We start from the raw sequence: 22,402 nt of genomic DNA on the forward strand, positions 1-22,402 counted from the left end.
CTTCCCGCAAAGCTCCCCTTCCCTCAAGCTCCCGGAGAGTTCATCGTGCACAGCACCGTACGGACCCGGCGCCGCTCCGTCCCCCTGGCCGCCGCGGCGGCCGTCGCCGCCCTCGCCCTCACCAGCGCCTGCTCCGGCTCCTCGGACCAGTCCGTGCCGGGGGCACCGGCCGCCGCGCACAAGAAGGCGAAGACGAGCGCCCTCGACAAGCTGATCGAGCGGGAGGCTCCGGCGAGCGCGTCCCTGATGCCGCCGGGCTCCACCGCCGCCGAGATCAAGAAGAACGGCACCCTCGTGGTCGGCGGCACGCAGACCGCGGCCCTGTTCTCGCAGCTCGACCCCACCACCGGCAAGGTCGAGGGCTTCGACGCGGCGATGTCCCGGCTGCTGGCGAAGTACATCATCGGCGAGCCGAAGACCAAGCTGGTCAACGTCACCGCGGCCACCCGTGAGGCGCTGCTGAAGAACCACTCCGTCGACACCGTCTTCGCCACCTACACCATCACCCCCGAGCGGTCGAAGGTCGTCAACTTCGCCGGCCCCTACTACGTCGACGGGCTGGGCATCCAGCTCCGCGAGGACCAGACCGGCATCGCGTCCCTGACCGACCTCAAGGGCAAGACCGTCATCACCCAGTCCGGCTCCACGGCGGCGGCGGTGGTCAAGAAGCACGTGCCCTCGGCGAAGATCCAGCTCTTCGACACCAACACCGAGTGCCTCCAGGCCCTGCGGCAGGGCCGCGGTGACGCCTACGTCCTCGACCAGGGCGTGCTGGCCGGCAACGCCAGCACCAACCCCGACGTCAAGGTGCTGTCGACGGCGTACGAGGAGCAGCCGTACGGCATCGGAATTCCGCTCGACCGGCCCGACTTCAAGAAGTTCGTGAACGAGTGGCTGAAGAAGATCGAGGCGGACGGCACCTGGGCCACCGTGTGGAAGAACACCATCGGCACCCAGGTACCCGGGCCGGTGCCCGCCCCGCCCACCCTGGACTGACGCCATGCACGTCATCACCTCCCACTGGGGCGTCCTCGGCCGCGGACTGCTGGTCTCGCTCGAACTCAGCGCCTGGACCTTCCTGTTCGCGGCCGCGGGCGGCCTGCTGCTCGCGGTGTGCCGGATCTCCCCGGTGCGCCCGCTGCGGCTCTTCGCCGCGCTGTACGTGTCGGCGGTGCGCAGCGTCCCGCTCCTGGTGCTGCTGACCCTGTTCGTGTTCGGCCTGCCGGAGATCGGACTGGTCTACTCGCTGTTCTGGACCGTGGTGTCGGCGATGGCCCTGTACTGGGCGGCGTTCTTCGGCGAGACGGTCCGGGCCGGCGTCCGGTCCGTCCCGCCCGGCCAGACCGAGGCGGCCCGCGCGCTCGGCCTCACCTTCCGCCAGGTGCTGCGCCACGTCATCGTCCCGCAGGCCCTGCGCTGCACCGTGCAGCCGCTGGCGTCGCTGCTGATCGCCGTGGTGCTCAACTCGTCGCTGGCGGCGGCCGTCGGCGTCACCCAGGAACTCACCGGCCAGACCGTGCTGCTCGACCAGCAGTACGCCCAGCCCCTGGTCACCTTCGGTGCCGCCGCCGCGTGCTACGTCCTGCTCACCCTGGCGATCGGCCGGGCGGCCGCCGTCCTCGAACGACGACTGGCGGTACTGCGATGACCTCGTCCCTGCGCGAGCGGCGCGGCGAGCCCGCCGCGGCGACGGCCGCACACCCGGTGCCGTATCCCGAACGCACGCCGCGAGCCCCCGGTCCGAGCCGCCGGCTCCTCGCCCGTTGCCAGGTGGCCCTGGACCGGCTGGACGGCGACGACACCCAGCTCTTCGACCCGCCGGGCCCGCGCGCCCGGCGCCGTATCACGGTCGCCACCGCCGTGTCGCTGGTGCTGTTCGCCGCGCTGCTCGCCGCCGTGCTGCGCCAGTTCGCCGCGCACGGCCAGCTCGACCCCGCCAAGTGGCAGCTCTTCACCCAGTGGCCGGTGCTCCGGTACCTGCTGACCAGCCTCTGGGCGACCGTCCGCGTCACCCTGGTCAGCGGCCTGATCGCGCTGCCGCTGGGCGCCGCGCTCGCGCTGGCCCGGCTCTCCGGCATCGGCGCGCTGAGCCGGCCGGCCGCCGCCTACGTCGAGGTGCTCCGGGCCGTCCCGCTGCTGCTGCTGATCTACGCCTTCCTGCTGGGGCTGCCCGCGGCCGGGCTGCGGCTGCCGCTGTTCTGGCAGCTCGTCTGGCCGATCGCGCTGACCAACGCCGCCGTGTTCGCGGAGATCTTCCGGGCGGGCGTCGGGGCGCTGCCGGCCGGCCAGAGCGAGGCGGCCCGGGCGCTCGGTCTCACCCACGGCCAGACGATGCGGTACGTGCTCCTGCCGCAGGCGGTACGCCAGAGCGCGCCCGCCCTGGTCGGCCAACTGGTACGGCTCCTCAAGGACTCCACCCTCGGCTACGTGGTCAGCTTCCTGGAACTGCTGAACTCCGCCAAGGTGCTGGGCGAGTTCAACCACACGATCATCCAGAGCTTCCTGGTGGTGGCGCTGGTCTACGTGGTGGTCAACCTGGCACTGGCCGGCACGGCGTCCCGCCTGGAACGGCGCCTGTCCGGCCACCGGCCCCCCGCTCGCGGAGGTGCTCCCGCCGGGTGACCGCGGCACCGCCCCACCCCCCACCCCGCCCCGCACCCCGGGACCCGGCCGCGCCTTCGCGCCGCCGGCCGTGCCGAGGGGCGGTCCGGCCTGCCCGCCCCCCTCCGGCGCACCCCCCTCACGCCTCACGAAGGAGAACCCGCATGTGTCGACTCATCGGTGCCGTCTCGCGGCAGCCCGCCGCCGTACGCGACCTGTACGCCGACGACCTCGCCCCCTTCCTCGACCTGGCCGAGGAGCACGGAGACGGCTGGGGTCTGGCCGTCCGGGTCCCCAACGGCACGGTGCAGGCGGTGAAGGAACCCGAGCGCGCCCACGACGGCCTGCGGCTGCGCTCCCTGCTCGACACCTCCACCACGGACGCCGCCCTGCTCCACCTCCGCATGGCCAGCCCCGGCCTGCCGGTCAGCGCGGCCAACACCCACCCCTTCGGTGACCGGGAGATGGCCTTCGCCCACAACGGCGACTTCGCGCCGGTCGGCGTCCTGGACACCGTCATCGGCCCCGACCTGCTGGCGACGGCGGACGGGGAGACCGACAGCGAGCGCTTCTACCTCGCCGTACGCCGCCGGACGGACGACGGCCTCGACCCGGTGAAGGCCCTCATCCAGGCGGCCGACGACATCCGGTCCTCGGCCGACCGGTTCGCCAGCCTCAACTGCCTGCTGCTCACCGCCGCGGGGCTGTACGCGTACACCGAGCACGACCCGCGCTCGGAGGTCATCAGCCGCCGCGGCGAGGGCTACTTCGGACTCCACTACCGGACGACCCCGGACGGCAGGGCGGTCGTGGCGTCCACCGGCTGGGCGCAGCCCGGGCCCGAGTGGTCGGCACTGCCGGAGCGGCATGTGCTGGAGATGACCCCCGGCACCCTGAACCTGACCGTGCACGGCAGTTGACCACCGTGAGCGTGAGGAGGGGTGCCGCGACCATGACCGACCCGAACGAGACGAGGCCCGGCGACACCGCACCCCCGCCGGCCGTCGTCGTCCTGGCCGACGACCCGCTCACCCGCGACGGCACCAACGCCTTCATGGCGGCGGGCGGACGCGTCGAGGTGCTGCCCCGGGAGCGGATGGCGGAGGCCGACGTGGTCGTGGTGATCACACCCGACGTCACCGGGGAGACACTCACCACGATGAGCCGGGCCAGCCGGGTCACCGGCGGCCGGGCGCGCCTGGTGCTGGTCGCCGACCGGGTGGCCAGGTCGCACCTGCCGCACGCCCGCGGCCACGGCACGGTGTCCTTCCTGGCCCGGCCGTACACGAGCTTCACCCAGCTGGAGACCGCGGTGCTGGACAGCCACCGCGGCGCGCCGGCCCGGTGGGCGGCGGCCACGGGCGCACCGCGGGACGCGGCACCGACCGCGCGGCGGGCCGGAACCGCGCCGGGCCTGCCCACGCCGGACCTGGCGCCGCGCGAGGTCGACGTGCTGCGGCTGCTGGCCGAGGGCCGGGACGTGACGGAGATCGCGACCGAGCTGAGCTACTCCGAGCGGCTGATCAAGAGCGTCATCCACAGCGCGGTCAAACGGCTGGGGCTGCGCAACCGTACGCAGGCCGTCGCCCACGCGATCCGGACGGGCATCCTGTGACCCCCCGTCGACGGTGGGGGCCGGGCGCAAAGGGAAGTGATGGTGCCCGTCAGGACACGGCACGTTCCCCCCGGCCCGGCGGCGGAGGTGTCCGGTTCTAGTATCGCGCCGGACGACGTGCCGCACGAGCGCCGCTCGAAGGCTGTGGCACGGCACCGGACCGCGGGTTCCCGGCGGTCGCCACCCCCTACGCCGAGCGCAGTCGTCGCCGACCTCCGTTCGCGCTCCACGACCGCAGGAAGGCGCGCCCGTGACACAGCAGGAGCCCGGCGCCGGGCGTCCCCCGCGGTCGGTGTGGGACCGCGAACTGCCCTGGCAGGCGGCGACGCTGGGGAACGCCGGGGAGCTGAGGGACGCGGGGGAGCCGAGGAACTCCGGGGAGCCGAGGGACGCGGGGGAGCCGGGCACCGGCGAACGACCCGCCGTCCCGGGGCCGTCCGACCCGCACGACCCCGCCGACCCCGACCACGAGGTCGACGCCGACGCCGATGCCGGCTTCGACGACGAGTTCGTGGCGGAGTTCGAGGAGGAGTTCGAGGAGGAGCAGGAGGAGCCGGCCGCGGGCCGGACCGATCCCACCAACCGGCTGCTGGCCGCGGCCACCGGCCTCTGCGTCCTGCTGCTGGTGGTCCCCGCCCTGCTGCTGGACGGGTCCGGGAAGCCGGGGCACTCCGACGCGGGCTCGCCCGCCGAGGAACAGGTGCTCCAGCAGCCGTCCCCCGCCACCGGGTCCTCCCCGCCGCCCGCCGTCCGGCCCGCTCCGGAGCCGAGCCCGAGCGCCTCGCGTTCCCCCGGTGCCACCCGGACGACGGCCGCCGCCCGGGTGGAGCGCGTCGCCGAGTCGGCCGGCCCCACCGCCTCGTTCCCCGCCGACACCGCCCGGACGGCCACCGCGCCCGGGGGCCCGGCGGCGGCACGGCGCGGGACGGCGACCGCGGTCGCCGGCACCAGCGTGCTGCGGCGGGGGGAGAGCTGGTCCGCCGACCGGGTCGTCCTCGCCTTCCAGGGCGACGGCAACCTGGTGCTCTACGACCGGCGGGGCCGTGCGCTGTGGTCGTCCGGAACCGTCGGCCGGGGCGCCAGGACGGTGTTCCAGGCCGACGGCAACCTCGTCGTCTACACCGAGGACATGCGCACCGCCTGGTCGTCCCGGACCGACGGACACGACGGCGCCGAACTGCTCCTGCGCGGCGACGACCTCGCCGTCCGGTACGGCGACTCGGTGCTGTGGTCCACGGCCACCGCGCCCTGAGGACCGCCGGGAGTTCGGGCAGTTTCCGTGTCCGACCAGGCACTTCGCCCGTTCCGCGCTGGCCCGCCGAGGGTCCGCTTTCTTAAGTTCGCCCTACCAAGAGGCTTGTCGCCGGCTGGAGACGCACCTGATGAACACCGTGGTTGTGAAACGCCCGCCGCGGGTGTCAGGCCCGGAGGTGCCGGAGAGCCGCATCGAGCTGGCCCAGCCGCCCGTCCTCGGCGAGCCGGCCAGCGCCGACCTGGGCTCCGTGATGGTCGTCCTGCCGATGGGCATCGGCTTCGGCGCGATGGCGCTGATGTTCACCGCCGGCAGCGGGACGTCGACGTACCTCATGTCCGGGATGATGGGCGTCGGCATGATGTCCATGAGCATGGGACAGATCGGCCGCGCGGGCCTGGAACGCAAACGCCAGATGCGGGCCGAGCGCCGGGACTACCTGCGCTACCTCGCCCAGCTCCGGGTGCAGGCCAGGCAGGCGGCCGAGGCCCAACTGACCGCCTCGCTGTGGGACAATCCGCCGCCCGAGCGGCTGTGGGCGCTGGTGCGTTCCGCCCGGGTGTGGGAGCGCCGCGCCGCCCACGACGACTTCGCCAAGGTGCGCATCGGACTCGGCACCCGCCGCGCCGCCCTCGAACTCGTCCCGCCGGAGACCAAGCCCGTCGAGGACCTCGACCCGCTCGCCGCGATCTCGCTGCGCCGGTTCACCGCCGCCTTCCAGACCGTGCCCGGCATGCCCATCCCGGTGGCCCTGCGCAGTTTCACCAGCGTGGAGCTGGCCGGTGACATCGAGGACGCGCTGGACCTGGTGCGGGCCGTACTGGGACAGCTCGTCACCCTGCACTCGCCCGACGAACTGCGCGTCGCGGTCCTGACCGACGAGAGCGGCCGGGAGGAGTGGGAGTGGGTGAAGTGGCTGCCCCACAACATCCACCCGAGGGAGTCCGACGCGGCGGGCCCGCTGCGGCTGATCGCCACCGAGCACGACGAACTCCTCGACCTGCTCGGCCCGGACGTCTTCGACCGGCCCGACCACGACGCGCACGCCACCCCCAGCGCCGCCGAACCGTTCGTCGTGGTCGTCGCCCACCGCACCGCGCTCCCGGCCGGCTCCCGGCTGCTCGGCGCCGGACTGCGCGGCGTGGTGCTGCTGGACGTCACCGGCGCCATGCACGGCGGCCCCGACGTGCTGCGGCTGACGGCCGAGGGGGGACGGGTGTCGTTCCCGGTCGCGGACACCTCCGCCGACGCCGAGGCGGACGCGCTCAGCCGCCCCGCCGCCGAGAACCTGGCCCGGCTGCTCGCCCCGATGCGCACCAGCGGCACCATCGACCTGACCGACAACCCCTTCGAGTCCGACTTCGAACTCACCACCCTGCTCGGCATCCGGGACGCGCGCACCTTCGACGTGGCCGCCCAGTGGCGCCGCCGCCTCGACCAGAGCACCCGGCTGCGGGTGCCCATCGGTGTCACCGAGGAGGGCGAGGTCGTCGAACTGGACCTGAAGGAGTCCGCACAGTCCGGCATGGGACCGCACGGACTGATGATCGGCGCCACCGGCTCCGGCAAGAGCGAACTGCTGCGCACCCTGGTGATCGGCCTGGCCACCACCCACTCCTCCGAGGTGCTCAACTTCGTCCTGGTCGACTTCAAGGGCGGCGCCACCTTCATGAACATGGAGCGGCTGCCGCACACCTCCGCGGTGATCACCAACCTGGCCGACGAACTGCCACTGGTCGACCGCATGCAGGACTCCATCGACGGCGAACTCATCCGCCGCCAGGAACTGCTGCGCGCCAGCGGCTACTCCTCGCTCTACGAGTACGAGAAGGCCCGGCTCGGCGGCGCACCGCTCGCGCCGCTGCCCTCGCTGCTCGTCATCGTCGACGAGTTCTCCGAACTGCTCGCCAGCAAACCCGAGTTCACCGAGCTGTTCGTGACCATCGGCCGGGTGGGACGAAGCCTCGGAGTGCACCTGCTGCTGGCCTCCCAGCGCCTCGACGAGGGCCGTATCCACCGCGTCGAGGGACACCTGTCGTACCGGGTCGCGCTGCGCACCTTCTCCTCCATGGAGTCGCGCAGCGTGATCGGTGTCGCCGGGGCCTACGAACTGCCCTCCGTCCCCGGCAACGGCTTCCTGCGCGTGGACACCACCAACCTGGTGCGGTTCAAGGCCGCCTACGTCTCCGGCCCCTGCCCGCCGAGCCCCACCGGTGAGGAGACCGGGCAGCCGGACGAGGCGGTGGCCCGCGAGATCGTGCCGTTCGGCCTGGACCAGCGCCCCGCCGCCGAGGAACCGCCCGAGGTGCGGGAGGAGACGGAGGAACGGCCCGACCCGGTGCCGAACCAGCCGTCCGAGAGCGACGAGAGCCTGCTGGAGGTGCTCATCGACCGGCTCGCGGACGCCGGGCCGTCGGCGCGGCAGGTCTGGCTGCCCCCGCTGGCCGACTCGCCGAGCCTCGACCAACTGCTGCCCGGCATCGTGCCGGACCCTGTGCGTGGCATGACCGCCGCCGAGTCCTCCCTGCTGGGCGGCGTGTGCGCGCCCCTGGGCATGGTCGACCGGCCGCACGAGCAGGTCCGCGAACTGCTGGTGGCCGACCTGTCCGGGGCGGGCGGCCACGTCGGTGTGGCCGGCGCGCCGCAGACCGGCAAGTCGGCGCTGCTGCGCACCCTGATGATGTCGCTCGCCCTGACCCACACCCCCGCCGAGATCCAGTTCTACTGCCTCGACCTCGGCGGCGGCGGCCTGGTCTCGATCGCCGGACTGCCGCACGTCGGCTCGGTCGCCACCCGGCTGGAGCGCGACAAGGTGCTGCGCACCGTCGAGGAGATCGCCCAGCTCCTCGAACGCCGCGAGCAGATCTTCACCGACCGCGGCGTGGAGTCCATGGCGGCCTACCGGCAGATGCGCCGCGCCGGAACGCTCGACGACCCGTACGGCGACGTCTTCCTCGTGGTCGACGGCTGGGGGACGCTGCGCCAGGAGTACGAGGAACTCGACGACCGCATCACCGCGCTCGCGGCGCGCGGCCTGTCCTTCGGCATCCATCTGGTGGCCTCGGCGGTGCGCTGGTCGGAGATCCGGTCCAAACTGCGCGACCTGCTCGGCACCAAGCTCGAACTGCGGCTCGGTGACTCCATGGAGTCCGAGGTCAACTCCCGGCAGGCGGGCGGCATCCCCCAGCAGCCGGGCCGCGGCCTCACCAGCTCCGGCCACCACTTCCTGTCGGCGCTGCCCCGGCTGGACAGCTCCTCGGCGACGGACGACCTCAGCGCGGCCACCAAGACCGCCGCGGCCGAGATCGGCACCTTCTGGACCGGCCCCACCGCCCCCGGGGTCCGGCTGCTGCCCAGCCGGCTGCCGGTCGGCCGGCTGCCGGTCGCCGAGGGCGACCTGCGGGTCTGCGTCGGCTGGGACGAACAGCGTCTGCAGCCGGTGTGGCACGACTTCTCGGCCACCTCCCACCTGATGGTCTTCGGCGACGCCGAGACCGGCAAGACCAACCTGCTGCGCCTGATGGCCCGCGCCATCACCTCCCGCTTCCGGCCGGACGAGGCCCGCATCCTGCTCGGCGACCCCGACCGGGAACTCCTCGCGGCCGTCCCCGAGCAGTACCGCGTCGGCTACGCCGTCGACAGCCAGGGACTGAAGGAACTCACGGCCAGCACCGTGATCTCGATGAGCAAGCGGCTGCCCGGCAGCGAGGTCAGCCCCGAACAACTCGCGCGGCGCGACTGGTGGCAGGGGCCGCGGCTGTTCGTCCTCATCGACGACTACGACATGTTCGTCAGCAACGCGATGGACAGCCCGACCGTCCCCCTGGTGCCCCTCCTCGCCCAGGGCGCCAACATCGGCATGCACCTGGTGGTCGCCCGGTCCAGCTCCGGGGCGATGCGGGCCACGATGGACCCGATGGTGCGCAGGCTGTGGGAGCTGGGCAACCCCGCCCTGCTGTTCTCCTACCCGAAGGAGGAGGGCAAGTTCATCGGCGAGGCCAAGCCCCGCACCCTGGTGCCCGGCCGCGCCCAACTGGTCACCCGACGCGGCATCCGGCTCGTCCAGACCGGTCTGGTGGACGAGGAGTGACCGGCCCGCCGCCTCGCGGCGTGCCCGCACCGCCGCCACCGCCCCCACCGCACCGGCCGTCCCGCACAGGAGCGCCATGACCACCTCCAGCACGATCCCCGACTCCGACCGCACGACGGTGTGCCGGATCACCGTCGTCGGCCCCGAACGCAGCGCCGACCTGGGTGTACCGGCCTCCGTCACGGTGGGCGCGCTGCTGCCCGTCCTGGTCGACCGGCTCGGGGCGGCCGACGACACGGACGCCGGCGCGTTCGTGCTGCAACGCCTGGACGCGGAGCCGCTGGACGCGGACGCCACCCCGGAGGCGCTCGGGCTCCGCGACGGCGAGGTGCTCTACCTGCGCCGGGTCGACGAGGCACTGCCGCCGATGATCTTCGACGACCTGGCGGACGGTGTCTCCACCGTCGTCGGCGCCCGGTCCGACCGCTGGCGGCCCGACCTGACCCGGCGACTGTTCACCGCACTGGGCTGCCTGACCCTGCTCGCGCTGGCGGTGGCCGTCCTCGCCTCGCCGACCGGCCTGACCGTCACCGTCCAATGCGGGGTGATCGCCGTCGCCCTGGTGGTCGCGTCCGCCGTGATCAGCCGTGCCCCGGCGGCCGACCGGGGGGCGGTACTGGTCACCGGGGTGGCCGGCTGGGCCTTCGCGGGCCTCGCCGGACTCACCGCCCGCCGCGGCGCATCGGCGCTGCCCGTCCCCGACCGGCACGAACTGCTGATCGGCGGGGCGTGCACGGTCGCCGCCGCCCTCGTCCTGCTGATCGGCGGCAAGGTGCCGGTACGGGTGTTCGGCGCCCTGCTGGTCGCCGCGCTCGCCGCCGAGATCGGCTCCTTCCTCGCGATCAGTTACGACTGGGACGCCACCACCTCCACCACGGTGGTCGCGGTGTCGATGTTCGTGCTCAGCGCGATCGCGCCGCGCCTCGTGCTCCGCCTCGCCGGACTGCGCGTACCGCAACTGCCGCGCAACGCCGACGAACTCCAGCAGGACGTGGAGCCGCGCACCCGGCCGGACCTCGACCGGCGGGTCGCCGACGCCGACGCCTACCTGACCCTGTTCACCGTCGCGGCGTCCGCCGTGTACGCGACGGCCCTGGTGCTCCTGACCCGCCGCGACGGATGGTTCGAATGGCTGCTCGCCCTCACCCTGGCCGCCGCGGTGACCTTGCGCTCCCGCAGTGTCACCGAGACCGGACAGCGGGTGGCACTCGCCCTGGCCGGCACGCTGGGGCTGATCCTGACCACGGTCTGGCTGTTCGTCCCCGGCGGACCCGTCGCCCAGGCGGCCCTCGCGGTCGTACTGCTGGCCGCCACCGCGCTGCTGCTGCTCGGCGCCCAGCGGCTGCCGTCGATCCGGCTGCTGCCCATCTGGGGCCACACGGCCGACATCTTCGAGATGATCACCGCGATCGCCCTGGTCCCCCTGCTCCTCCAGCACCTCCACGTCTACTGGTACTTCCGATCTCTGGCCGGCTGAGGGGAACCCGTGCAAAGCCGTCGTGACCACGTCCACGCGTACCAGTTCGCCACCGGGCGGCTGGCCGCCGCGCTGGTGACCGGTGAACCCGCCACGGGCGAACCACCGGCCCGGCGCAGCGTCGTCGGGGTGGTCATCGGCGTCGCCCTCGCCGTACTCGCCTGCGCCGGGTTCGCCATCTACGGACTGATCAAACCCGGCGGCAACACGGCCTGGGCCAAGCCGAACGCCATCGTCGTGGAGAAGGAGACCGGAACCCGCTTCCTCTACCTCGACGGCGTACTGCACCCGGTGGCGAACTACGCCTCCGCACTGCTCGGCGCCTCCGGTTCGTCGGCCGGCACCAAGGTGAACACCGTCTCCCGCAACTCGCTCAGCGGGGCGCGGCGCGGGGCCGAGGTCGGCATCACGGGGGCACCGGACTCCGTCCCCGGGGCCTCCTCGCTGCTCACGGGGGAGTGGTCCCGGTGTCTGGTCCCGGGCCGTGACCACGGTGAGACGCTGGACTTCGCGCCGTCCGACACCCCCGCCCACGCCCGCTCGGCGACCGGCCGCCGCATCCTGCTGAGCGACGACGACGGCACGCTGCACCTGTTGTGGAACGGCGTCCGGTACCGGCTGAAGGACCGCTCCGCGCTCGTGGCACTGGAACTGGACGGCCAGGACCCGATACCCGCCCCCAAGCCCTGGCTGACGGCGCTGCCCGCCGGACCGGTCCTCGGCGCCGCCCCGGTGCCCGGCCGCGGCGACAAGGGCCCGCGGATCGGGGGGAAGCCGACCGAGGTCGGCCAGGTCTTCACCACCACCCCCGACGGCACCGGACCCGCCCAGTACTACGTGCTGCGCTCCGACGGGCTGGCCCCGCTGAACCAGACCGAGTTCATGCTGCTGGCCACCGGCTCCGGGCAGGGCGCGCCGCGCCAGGTGACCCGCGCCGACGTCGCCGCGGCCCCGGGTTCCGAGGACCGCACCCTGCTGCACCGGCTGCCCGACTTCTTGTCCGGGCCGGTCGCCCACCCGGGGAAGAAGACGGCCTGCCTGCGGCAGCAGACGGCGGGCGGCAAGGTGCGCACCACGGTCGGCTGGGAGACACCACCGGCGGCGAACGCCGGTCCGGCCGTCGTCCCGGTCGGCTCCGGACTGCTGCTCACGGCCCTCCCGCTGCCGCCCTCGGGCACCCCCGCCCAGTCCTACCTGGTGACCGAGCTGGGCACGAAGTACCCACTGGCGGAGAACGACGCCCTGTCGGCGCTGGGCTACGCGGCCGGCCAGGTGCGGGCCGTCCCGCCGGGCGTCCTCGAACTGCTGCCGACGGGCCCCGCGCTGTCCCGGGCGGGCGCCCTCACCGCCGTCCCCGTCGTCCCGGCGGCCACCGCCCCGGCGTCCGCCGCCGCCTCGGCCGCCGCCTCGGAGGACCGCTGAGATGGCGCTCGGACTGAGGCCGCGCCGGGCCGGGGAAGCGCTGGACCTGACCGGTCACCGGGCCGGCCACGCCCTGCTGGTGCACGTCCGGGGCACCCTCGACCAGCAGGCGCTCGCCTTCGCCCGGGGGCTGCCGGAGGACCCGGAGCACCACCTCGTCGTCCTCGACCTGCCCGCCGACCTCACCGACGCCACTTGGCCCGAGATCGCCCGCGTCCTGGGCCGCCGCGACGGCGACTACCGGCTGGTCACCGGCCGCCGGCCGCCGGACGGCGTGCTGCCGCTCGGACAGTGGCTGGCCGAGCGGCTCGACCGCACCGTACTGGTCGCCGACGGTGCGGTGACCCCGGCGGCCGGCGGTGTCCTGTACATCCCCGTCGACAGCGGAACCGGCTGGGTACGACTCAGCCCGAACCGGCCCGCCCTTCCCGTCTCGCGCCGCTTCCCCAAGCCGATCTGGGAGTTCTCCGTCGCCGACCGCTCCTGGCACACCAGCGCGCGGGCGGTGGCCGACCCGCTGCCGAGCGGCGTGTGGCTGCGTCCGGCGGGACGCGCGGAGGAACGAGCGGGGGAGCCGGCCGGGGAGCACGCGGCGCGGCGGGACAGCGGGCTCGCCGGCCACCGCGGCCGGCTGGAGGCCCGGCTCGCCTGCCGACGCGACCTGCTCACCGTCGTCCTCGGCTGCCCGGGAACCCCCGCGCTGCCGCTGGACGACGTCTCCCGGTTCTGGGAGTCCGTACTGCCCGGCGCCCGCTCCCAGGTCCGGTTCGTCCCGTACGGGCCGCTCGCCGTGCCGGGGGACACCGCACCCGGCCAGGCCCTGGCCGACCGGCTCGACTCCCCGGTGGTGCTCTGCAACGGGATGCCGGTCGGCCGGGCCCTGTGGGAGACGCCGCAGGTCCACACCGTGGACGAGGACGGGACGCTCGGCTGGGCCACCTTCGCGCGGGAACTGTGCTACCTCCCGGCCCGGACGACCGGCGGACGGCCCACCGCGCCCACGGTACTGAGCCACCGCCCGGTGGTGGACGGCATCCCGCAGATCGCCCCCGGCGTCTACCGGTACGCCGACGACGCGGTACTGGAAGTGGTGCCGGGCGGGCTGTGGATGCGTCCCTCGGAGGAACCGGCGGAGGCCGCCGCCATCCGCTCGGCCGCCGCCGACCCCCACCACTTCCACCTCGTCCACGGCACGGTCGCGCGGGCCGCCGAACGGATGCGCGACCTCGCCGAGAACCTGCTCAGCCGCCTGGACCCGGTCACCCGCGGCCTCGCCAGGCTGGTGCCCGCCGCTCAACTGGTCCGGGGCGCCCGGGCCCTGGAGCCGGCACCGGCGGCCCGCACCGCCACCGGCGCGGGCCTGCCCGGCCGCCCGTACCCGTCCGCGCCCGCGCCCGGCATGTCCGCCTCCGCCCACGGCGGCGCGTCCGCCGCACCCGCGGTCGGCGCGGTGACGGCCGCTCCGGCCTTCCCGACCGCCACGACGCGCGCGGTTCCCGAGCCGCCGCTCTGGGCGCAACCCGTGCCGGGAATCCCGGCGGCGGGTGAACCGGCCGCCACGGCCGACGGCTTCGGCGATCCGCAGGCCCATGCGGTGTCCTCGGCGGGCGGCCCGTCCGCTCCGGTGACCGCCGGCGGAGCGACGCCCACCCCCGGCCCGCCGGGACAACGGGGACCGGACACGGGGACGCCCCGGGTCGCCGAAGCGGCGCCGGAACCCGCCCCCGCGCAGCGGCTCCACGAAGGCTTCCCGGCGGCGCCCGCCGCCTTCACCGCGGGCAACCCCGGCGCGCACCCGGCCCCCGCCCCGACCACCCCGAGCCCGGTCGGGCACCCCGCACCGGCCCCGCGCCCGGACACCGCTTCCCCGCACCTCCAGGCCCCGGTCACGACACCCCCGGTCACGGCATCCCCGGGCGAGGCCGGCCTCCCGGACCCGGTAATCGCCCCCGACCCGGCACACCTGGACCCCGCACACCCGGACGCCCCGGCCCCCGCCCAGGCAACCCCGGGCACGACCGGGCACCCCGTGCCCGCCCCGCACCCGGACACCTTCGCCCCGGACACCTTCGCCCCGGACGCCGTAACCCCCCACGCCGTAGCCCCCGACGCCCAGGCGGCCCCGGCACCGCCGATGCCGCCCAGGCCGTCGTTCAGGCTGGTGTCCGCGCCCGTGCCCGGCCCCGCCGGCGCCGCGCCCTCCCCGCCGGGCGGCCACACCGGGACCACCGTGCACCCGCCGGGCACGGGCACCCCACCCGGTCCCGCCGCCCCGCGCGAAGCGGCGGCGGCAGCGGCGGCGACCGCACCGGAAACGGGCGTACCCGAGATGCGCGGCGGGCCCGGCCCGGGACCTGCGGGCGGGCCGCGGACACAACCGGTGCCGGCCCAGGCCGCCTGCGCGCTCCCGCCGCCCAAGGGCATCGCCCGGGAACGCGAGTGGCTGCGCGGGGCGTTCCGGCAGCAGTACAACGACGCCGCCGGCACGGTCGCCCGGGTGCTGTCGCAGTCACCGGGACTGCGCGGCACCGGCCGGACCTCGACCGAGGACGTCGTCAGCGACCTGGTGGCGGCCCACCTGTACCTGCGCGGTGACGGAGCCCTGCTGGACCGGGCGGTGCGCGGCGCCACCGTGGGACCGCACGTGCCGCTGGCCCGGTGCGTCACCGCGGGGCTGCGCCGCCTGCCCTCCTACCGGGGCGCCACGCTGATGCGCGCCACCCTCGACGAGACCGAGTGGGCCTGGTACGCGAACCGGCGACTGGTCACCGAGTGGGCGTTCGGCTGGGCCATGGCCACCGCCGCCCCGCGACTGCCGGGCGACGTCGACTTCCTGATCTGGTCGATGACCGCACGCCGGACCGCGCTGCTCGACCCCGAACCGGCCGGCCGCGTGCTCTTCCTGCCCGGCACCAGCTTCAAGGTCCTGGCCGTCCGGGACGGCGAGCGCCGCACCGTACTGCTGCGCGAGCTCTCCGCCTCGGAGATCGGCCCCGACGGCCGGGTCGACACCGAGCGGACCCCGCTGGACGAGATCGCCCTGTCCGGCCTCGACCGGGCCGACCAGGTCTGGCAGGCAGCCGAACCGGAGTCCGTGCCGAAGGTGCCGGACACCGTGGCGGGCCGGTTCGGGGTTCCGCCGGGGCTGATCACCGGCCCCTCTGCGGCGGTCCCGGACACCTCCGGCACCGCCGGCCCACTCCCCGGAAAGAGGACGACATCATGAGCCGGCAGATCTTGCTGGTCTCCCAGGACGGGTCCACCCCCTACCGCACCGTCGGCGCGGCCCTGGGCGCGGCAGCCGACGGCGCGTTGATCACCATCTCCCCGGGCACCTACCAGGAAGCCCTGGTGATCGACCGCGTCGTCACCCTGGCCGCCGGGGCGGCCGGCGTCCGGATCGACGGCGGTGCCGGCAGCGCCGTCGTCGTGGACGCCGAGGCGGCCCGGCTGACCGGGCTCACGCTGGAGGGCGGCGGCGAGCAGACACCGGTCGTCGAGATCCGCCGCGGCGAGGCCGCCCTCGAAGGATGCGTGATCTCGGGCAACGCCTGGGCGGGCATCCTCGCCTGGCACCAGGGCACCCTCATCGCCCGCTCCTGCCGGGTGACCGGACCCGGCGGCGCCGGGATCGTGGTGACCTCCGCCGGAGCCAACGTGGTCGAGGGCACCGAGGTGGGCCAGACCCTCTCGTCCGCGGTGGTGGTCGCCGAACGCGGACGGCTGACGGTCCGCGACTGCCGGCTCGACGGAGCCGGCGGCAACGGAGTCTGCGTCAACGGACAGGCCCACGGCGTGGTCGAGGACACCCGGATCACCGGCAGCGGCCAGCCCGCCGTGGTGGCCGAGCAGAACGGCCGCCTGGAACTGCTCAGGGTCGCGGTGTCCGGCAGCGCCGGACTCGACGCCTACCTGACCAGCGGCGCCGAAACCACCCTGACCGAGTGCGCCTTCACCGGGTCCGGCGGGGAGTCCGTGCTGGTCGCGGGCGGTTCGTCGCCCGCGCTGCGAAGCTGCACGCTCTCCGACGCGGCCCGCGGCGGGCTGCGCGTCACCGAGGCGTCCAGCCCGTTCCTGGACGACTGCCGGATCACCGGCACACCGGTCGGTGTCCTGGTGGACGGCGGCAGCCGGCCCGTGCTGCGCGCCCTGACGGTGAGCGGCACCGACCGCGCCCTGCTGGCCGGCGGCGAGTCCTCCGTGGAGTGCGAGCGGCTGACGGTGGCCGCCGGTTCCGCCGGCATCCTGGCGAACGGCCGGGCCGTCCTCACCGTGCGCGACTCGGAGGTGACGACCGAGCGGCCCGGCGCGGCCGTCGAACTGACCGAGGGCGCCACCGGCCGGTTCCACGGAGTGCGGCTGCGCGCCGCCGACGGGCCCGCACTGGCACTGACCGGGGCCCGGGCCGTCACCGAGTCCTGCGTGGTGCTGGACTCCGGTGTCCTCGTCGGCCGCGACGGCGAACTGGAGTCGAAGGACACCGAGACCAGCGGCTCCGCCACGGACGGCATCCGGGTGACCGGCGGCGGCAACCTCATCGCCGTCGGCTGCCGGGTGCACGGGGCCCGCGGTCACGGTGTGCACCTGCAGGCCACGGCGCGGGCGGAACTGGATCACTGCGCCGTCTTCGACAACGCGCGCGACGGCATCCGCGTCAACACCGAGGAACCGGTGCGGGTCCAGAGCTGCGAGATCCGGGACAACGGAGGCCAGGCGCTGCACCGGATGGGGTCCGGCTCCCGCCTCACCGTCATCGACGTCACGGGCGCGGACGACTCGGGCAGCGGCCCCGAGTACGGGGACGGCGGCCCGGCACGGCGGTCCGGGACACCGGACACCCGCGGCGACAGCGGCCAGGACGGGGGCGGCGGGGGCGGTACGGCACCGCCGCCCACCGCCCGGCACACCGGGACCGGACCGCTGGCCGAACTCGACGCGCTGGTCGGACTGGAGAGCGTCAAGCAGGAGGTCACCGGCCTCATCAACCTCAACAAGATGACCCGTCGCCGCGAGGAGATGGGCCTGCCCATGCCTCCGATGAGCCGCCACCTGGTCTTCGCCGGCCCGCCCGGCACCGGCAAGACCACGGTGGCCCGGCTCTACGGCGCGGTCCTCGCCGAACTCGGCATCCTCAGCCAGGGCCACATCGTCGAGGTGTCCCGCGCCGACCTGGTCGCGCAGATCATCGGCGGTACCGCCATCAAGACCACCGAGGTGGTCAACCGGGCGCTCGGCGGCGTGCTCTTCATCGACGAGGCGTACACCCTGACCAACCAGTCCAAGGGCACCGGCCCGGACTTCGGTCAGGAGGCCGTCGAGACCCTGATGAAGCTGATGGAGGACCACCGCGACGAGATCGTGGTCATCGTGGCGGGCTACTCCGCGCAGATGGACCAGTTCCTCGCCTCCAACCCCGGCATGGCGTCCCGCTTCTCCCGGACGGTGGAGTTCCCCAACTACACGGTGGACGAACTCGTCACCATCGTGCGCGGCCTGTGCGGCAAGCACTACTACGAGCTGACCGAGGACGCGCTGGAAGCGGTGGGGAGGTACTTCGAGCGCATCCCCAAGGGCCCCACGTTCGGCAACGGCCGGGTCGCCCGGCAGCTCTTCGAGACGATGATCAGCAAGCAGGCGTCGCGCCTGGCCGTCACCGCCCCCGGCAAGGACTCGGAGCTGAGCCGGCTCACCGCGGCCGACGTGGAGACGGTGCCGGAACCGGTCCCGCCGGCCCAGGAGGACCATCCCCGGCCCGGTTCGCCGGACGAGAGCGCCGGTGCCGCGCCGGGCGGTCCGCCGGGCGGTGCCGGCTTCGCCCGTATCGCCGCGCTGATCGGCCTGGACGAGGTGAAGCGGGCCCTGACGCACCGGCTCACCGCCCTCGCCTCCGCACACCGGGCCGGCGCGCTGCCGGCCGGGGCGGCCAACCTGGTCTTCGCGGGCCCGGAGGGCAGCGGCCGGGACGCCGTCGCGGTGCTGTACGCCAAAACCCTCGCCGGACTGGGTGTGCTGACCACCGGCGCGGTGCACCGGGCCCAGCTCTCGGCCATGCCGGCCCGCTGGCCCGGCCAGGCCGAGGCGTACACGGCGCATCTCTTCGACGAGGCGGCCGGTGGCCTGCTGCTGATGGAACTGGACCAGTACTTCCTCCAGCGGCCCGCCGAGGAACGCCTCGCCCTGGTCACGGCGGTGGCCGGCGAGGTGCCCCGCCGCCCGGACGTGGCGCTCGCCCTGTCCACCGACCCCCAACTCCTCGCCGACCTGCTGGCCGGCCAGGAAGGGCCCCGGCTGGCGGGCTTCTTCGCGGACCGGCTGGACTTCGCGCCCTACACCCCCGAGGAGTTGGCGAGGCTGGCGGTCCGGCGCCTGGCGGCGGTCGGTTTCGAGGTGGCGGACGGGACCGTCGAAGCCCTCGCGGAACGCTTCGCCGCCGTTCCCTCCCCCAGGGGAGCGTTCGACGCCCACTGGAGCGCGGACCAGGTGGCCGACGAGGCGGTGTCGCGGCTGATCGGTCCCGGGGACCTGCCGGCGTCGCTGACGGAGACGGACGGGGCCCGGGCCGATGTCGCGGCGGTGGCGTGACGTGCCCGTCGCCCCGCCCGCGGCGCGGGGCGTCGCGGGGGCAAGGGCCGTGTCACAGCGGGCAGTACGGGGCTCCGGCGCTGTCGACGCGCCGCCGGGACAGGAAGGATGGCACTGACGGCGCGAAAGCTCCATCAACCCGGCGAATCCGCATGAATCCGCATGCATCTCATGAAGGAGTACGGTATGGCTTCCGGAGTAGAGGCAGTAACCCTAGAAGGAATGGCCAAGTCTGCCGGTGTACACCTGCAGACCGGGGAGCACGTCCGCTCGTCCTACAAGAGGATGGACGGGCTGGCGGATCAGGCCGCGACCGGCTGGACCGGTGAGGCCGGCGCGGCGTTCAAGAGCGCGCTCGACGGCTGGATGAGCAACTACGCCACCGTGGCCAAGATCCTCGACGAGATGCACGAGCGGATGACGGCCCACACCTCGAAGCTGACCAGCACCCACGAGTCGACCACCCAGGGTGCTCGCGCGGCGGGCGCCCTGATGGCCGAGCCCGTCGGGCTCCCGGGTTTCTAGCCTCTCCCTCGCAAGACGAATCCGCGTGGGCCGCCGCGGTACCGCCGCGCGACCCCGGTACAGGAGGAAACGTATGCCTACTTATACGGTCAACTGGGCCGCGTTCAACGAAGTGCTCGAGCAGTTGACGGTCCTGCAGAACGAGGTGAACACCCTCAACGCGGGGTTCGCCCAGGGCAACAGCTCGGCCCTCACCGAGTGGGACTCCGAGGCCAGGGAGGCGTTCGAGGTGCGCCGGCAGGCGTGGAACGACGCCACCAAGAACATGGAGCTGCTCGCGGGCCAGGCGCAGACGGCCGCGGCGAAGTGCCGTGAGGAGTACCAGCACGCGGTCCAGTACGGTACCCAGCTCTGGGGCGGCTAGTCATGGCAGAGGTTCCGCAGATTCCGGTGGAGCCGGACACGGGGGACCCCGACGCCACCGCGCAGCCCTGGGACCCGACGAGCGTGCACCGTCCGGCCGTCGTCACCGGGCCGGTGCAGGGCGGTGTGCCGGACCCGCCGGCGGTGCCCAAGGGCGCGGGCGGCGGAGCCGGCAAGGAATCCGTCAACACCGCGTCGCTCGACCTGTTCGCGAAGAACATCGAGGCGCTCGTTCCGACGGTGATCGCGGCGCGGGACCGCATGACGGCCGGCAACGCGAAGACCGTGCAGCCGGGTGCCTTTTACGACGCCTACCAGTTGCGGTCCCAGACCTCGGGGCCCAATGGCGGCGCCGGCCTCCAGGAGCGCTACTACAAGGTCCTCGCCGACCTCGCCGAGGGGCTCGCGGACATCAGCAACGGCGCGAAGCTGATGAGCAAGAAGTACACCTCCACCGAGGAACTCAACAAGATGAAGACGAGTGACCTCCAGGAGCTGCTGAGCGACGCGACCGCGGACTTCCAGCGGCTGGCCGACGACAGCGGTGGCACCGTCACGGGCGGCACCGGAACCGGCACCGGTACCGGCGACGACACCACCGGCACCAAGGATCCGACCACCAAAAAGTGAAGTGAGCCACCCGCCTGACCCCTGCCGTCCGTCCCGGGAGACCCCCGGGACGGACGGCAGGGGTGCAGGCGTCCATGACGTGAGCGCCCGGCCCCTCCGTGATCGTCGAGGTGATCTCCCGGAGACCGAGGCTTCAGACGAGAGCGCAGGCTGATGCCGGACTACAACCAGGGCGGGTTCCACCAGGACGACACCGGGATCTACGTCGATACCAGTGTCCAGGGCTCCCCGTCCGACTACGACAGTTGGGACTGGAAGCAGATCATGGCCGCCATCACCGGCGGCTCCAACCTGACGCCCGGCGCGGGTGGCGAGGCGCGTGCCGCCACCGTGGCCAACCCCCAGTCCCTGGTGGACGTCGCCAACGACTTCCAGTACGTGCAGCAGGTCATGGCCTCGGTCGCCCAGAGTCTCGCCGCGCAGGCGAAGGCGCTGGCCGGTGGCGACGGTTCGCCCTGGCAGGGCGGCGCGGCGGACGCCTTCGCGGACACCATGGCGACCTTCTCCAAGCAGGTGGCCGCCAACGCCGAGGCCCTCGGCGGCGGCACCACCGGCAGTTCGGTCGGACAGAACCTCGTCTGGAGCGCCAACGCGCTGTCCGTCGCCCAGGCCAACATCCACGCCATCGACAACTGGTACGCCAACCAGGCCATCAAGGTGGGCGTCCAGCCGATGGCGAACGGTCTCATCCCGGTCAGCCAGAAGCCCGAGATCGTCGAGATGATGACCAACGACATGCGGGCCCAGTTGAAGCAGCTCGCGTCCAACTACGCGCAGGTCAGCCAGTCCCTGGGCCGGGTGCAGCCCAAGCCCGTGGTGAAGCCCACCAGGGATCCGAGCAGCACCGGCAACGACGACACCACGAAGCTGCCCAACGCCGGTCTCGACGACCTCAACACAGGCGGCGGGGGCGGCTCCGGCGGTCCCGATCTGAGCACCGCCGGTGGTGGCGGGGGCGGGACCGGCACGCCGGACCTGTCGACCCTGGGCGGGGGAGACGGTGGCGGTACGGGTGGCACGGCAGCACCGTTCACGGGCGGCGCGGCCCTGCCGGGCGCGGGTACCGGCGGGGGCAGCGGGATCGCCTCGCCGGACCTGTCCACCCTGGGCGCGGGCGACGGCGGTACGGCGTCGCCGTTCACCGGCGGTACGGCCCTGCCGACGGCGGGTACCGGCGGGGGCAGCGGGATCGCCTCGCCGGACCTGTCCACTCTCGGCGCGGGCGACGGCGGTACGGCGTCACCGTTCACCGGCGGCACGGCCGCGCCGGACCTGACCACGGGTGCGGGCACCGGAGCCGGTTCCACGATCGACCCGTACGCCGGTTCCACGGCCGACCCCTACACGGCGGGCGCGAGCGACCCCTACACGGGCACGACGGCCGCCCCTTACACCGGGACGCTGGACCCGGCGCTGGACGGCGTCCTCAACCCGACGACGGGGTCCACGGGTACCGGTGGTACCCCGAGCATGCTCCCCGTAGGCGCGCTGGGCGGCATACCGTCGGCCTCCACGGGCGGCGGCACCGGCACGTCCGGCTCCGGCCAGGGACTGAGCGAGATCCCGGAAGCCTGGACTGGTGGCTCCTCGACGCCGAACCTCCCCGGAGTGACGTCGACGGGCCTCCCGGAGTCGACCGTGGCCGGCCTGCCCGACACCGGAGTCTCCGGACTGCCCACCGGGCTCAGCGCCTCCCCGGACAGCGCGTCCCTGGCCGGGATGCCGTCCTCCGGCCTCGTCTCCGCGCCCGGCCTCTCCACCGCGGGTTCGTCCGGCGGCGCGGGTATGCCGATGATGCCGATGACGGGTGCGGGTGGTGCTGGTGCGGGGGCCGGTGCGGGTTCG

Annotated in this window: 15 protein-coding genes; all 15 read left to right on the forward strand. The window is 74.0% G+C overall.

Annotated features, from left to right (window positions below; all coding sequences use genetic code 11):
• Positions 1-45: 45 nt before the first annotated feature.
• Entirely contained in the window at positions 46-996 is a 951-nt protein-coding gene (locus ABEB00_RS20355; protein WP_345621326.1) for a glutamate ABC transporter substrate-binding protein, read from the forward strand.
• Between the two features lie 4 nt (positions 997-1,000).
• Positions 1,001-1,648 carry an amino acid ABC transporter permease gene (locus tag ABEB00_RS20360; RefSeq protein ID WP_345621327.1) on the forward strand — a complete coding sequence of 216 codons (648 nt, stop codon included), beginning with the start codon at positions 1,001-1,003 and terminating at the stop codon, positions 1,646-1,648.
• Positions 1,645-2,622, forward strand: a complete 978-nt coding sequence (locus ABEB00_RS20365; protein WP_345621329.1) for an amino acid ABC transporter permease — start codon at positions 1,645-1,647, stop codon at positions 2,620-2,622. Before ABEB00_RS20360 ends, ABEB00_RS20365 begins: the two co-directional genes overlap by 4 nt.
• A gap of 143 nt (positions 2,623-2,765) precedes the next feature.
• Positions 2,766-3,521, forward strand: coding sequence for a class II glutamine amidotransferase (locus ABEB00_RS20370; RefSeq protein WP_345621330.1), 756 nt, complete (start codon positions 2,766-2,768; stop codon positions 3,519-3,521).
• A gap of 32 nt (positions 3,522-3,553) precedes the next feature.
• Entirely contained in the window at positions 3,554-4,216 is a 663-nt protein-coding gene (locus ABEB00_RS20375) for a helix-turn-helix transcriptional regulator (protein ID WP_345621332.1), read from the forward strand.
• 250 nt (positions 4,217-4,466) lie between these two features.
• Complete coding sequence (locus tag ABEB00_RS20380) at positions 4,467-5,468, forward strand: hypothetical protein (protein ID WP_345621333.1); 1,002 nt, start codon at positions 4,467-4,469, stop codon at positions 5,466-5,468.
• A gap of 130 nt (positions 5,469-5,598) precedes the next feature.
• A complete protein-coding gene (eccCa, locus tag ABEB00_RS20385) occupies positions 5,599-9,558 on the forward strand; it encodes a type VII secretion protein EccCa (protein ID WP_345621334.1) in 3,960 nt (1,319 codons plus the stop codon).
• Between the two features lie 76 nt (positions 9,559-9,634).
• Positions 9,635-11,035: a type VII secretion integral membrane protein EccD gene (gene eccD / locus ABEB00_RS20390; RefSeq protein WP_345621336.1), complete on the forward strand. Its 1,401-nt coding sequence runs from the start codon at positions 9,635-9,637 to the stop codon at positions 11,033-11,035.
• A gap of 9 nt (positions 11,036-11,044) precedes the next feature.
• Positions 11,045-12,457, forward strand: coding sequence for a type VII secretion protein EccB (eccB, locus tag ABEB00_RS20395; protein ID WP_345621338.1), 1,413 nt, complete (start codon positions 11,045-11,047; stop codon positions 12,455-12,457).
• Position 12,458: 1 nt separating this feature from the next.
• On the forward strand, positions 12,459-15,683 hold the full coding sequence (locus ABEB00_RS20400; protein WP_345621339.1) for a hypothetical protein: 3,225 nt from the start codon (positions 12,459-12,461) through the stop codon (positions 15,681-15,683).
• Complete coding sequence (locus ABEB00_RS20405) at positions 15,680-19,039, forward strand: right-handed parallel beta-helix repeat-containing protein (RefSeq protein WP_345621340.1); 3,360 nt, start codon at positions 15,680-15,682, stop codon at positions 19,037-19,039. Before ABEB00_RS20400 ends, ABEB00_RS20405 begins: the two co-directional genes overlap by 4 nt.
• Positions 19,040-19,225: 186 nt before the next feature.
• Entirely contained in the window at positions 19,226-19,564 is a 339-nt protein-coding gene (locus ABEB00_RS20410) for a WXG100 family type VII secretion target (protein ID WP_345621342.1), read from the forward strand.
• A 73-nt stretch (positions 19,565-19,637) separates the two neighbouring features.
• Positions 19,638-19,928: a hypothetical protein gene (locus ABEB00_RS20415; protein WP_345621343.1), complete on the forward strand. Its 291-nt coding sequence runs from the start codon at positions 19,638-19,640 to the stop codon at positions 19,926-19,928.
• 2 nt (positions 19,929-19,930) lie between these two features.
• Positions 19,931-20,557, forward strand: coding sequence for a hypothetical protein (locus ABEB00_RS20420; protein ID WP_345621344.1), 627 nt, complete (start codon positions 19,931-19,933; stop codon positions 20,555-20,557).
• Between the two features lie 153 nt (positions 20,558-20,710).
• Positions 20,711-22,402: WXG100 family type VII secretion target (locus ABEB00_RS20425; RefSeq protein ID WP_345621345.1), on the forward strand; the 1,692-nt coding region annotated here is incomplete at its 3' end.

Origin of the sequence: Streptomyces ziwulingensis (assembly GCF_039542605.1) — a bacterium.
Lineage (GTDB): Bacteria > Actinomycetota > Actinomycetes > Streptomycetales > Streptomycetaceae > Streptomyces > Streptomyces ziwulingensis.

What these genes read in the sequence shown, in the direction of transcription:
- ABEB00_RS20360 (WP_345621327.1), top strand. Translation starts at nt 1,001, where the DNA reads ATGCACGTCATCACCTCCCACTGGGGCGTCCTCGGCCGCGGACTGCTG.
- ABEB00_RS20365 (WP_345621329.1), top strand. Translation starts at nt 1,645, where the DNA reads ATGACCTCGTCCCTGCGCGAGCGGCGCGGCGAGCCCGCCGCGGCGACG.
- ABEB00_RS20370 (WP_345621330.1), top strand. Translation starts at nt 2,766, where the DNA reads ATGTGTCGACTCATCGGTGCCGTCTCGCGGCAGCCCGCCGCCGTACGC.
- ABEB00_RS20375 (WP_345621332.1), top strand. Translation starts at nt 3,554, where the DNA reads ATGACCGACCCGAACGAGACGAGGCCCGGCGACACCGCACCCCCGCCG.
- eccCa (WP_345621334.1), top strand. Translation starts at nt 5,599, where the DNA reads ATGAACACCGTGGTTGTGAAACGCCCGCCGCGGGTGTCAGGCCCGGAG.
- eccD (WP_345621336.1), top strand. Translation starts at nt 9,635, where the DNA reads ATGACCACCTCCAGCACGATCCCCGACTCCGACCGCACGACGGTGTGC.
- ABEB00_RS20400 (WP_345621339.1), top strand. Translation starts at nt 12,459, where the DNA reads ATGGCGCTCGGACTGAGGCCGCGCCGGGCCGGGGAAGCGCTGGACCTG.
- ABEB00_RS20405 (WP_345621340.1), top strand. Translation starts at nt 15,680, where the DNA reads ATGAGCCGGCAGATCTTGCTGGTCTCCCAGGACGGGTCCACCCCCTAC.
- ABEB00_RS20410 (WP_345621342.1), top strand. Translation starts at nt 19,226, where the DNA reads ATGGCTTCCGGAGTAGAGGCAGTAACCCTAGAAGGAATGGCCAAGTCT.
- ABEB00_RS20415 (WP_345621343.1), top strand. Translation starts at nt 19,638, where the DNA reads ATGCCTACTTATACGGTCAACTGGGCCGCGTTCAACGAAGTGCTCGAG.
- ABEB00_RS20420 (WP_345621344.1), top strand. Translation starts at nt 19,931, where the DNA reads ATGGCAGAGGTTCCGCAGATTCCGGTGGAGCCGGACACGGGGGACCCC.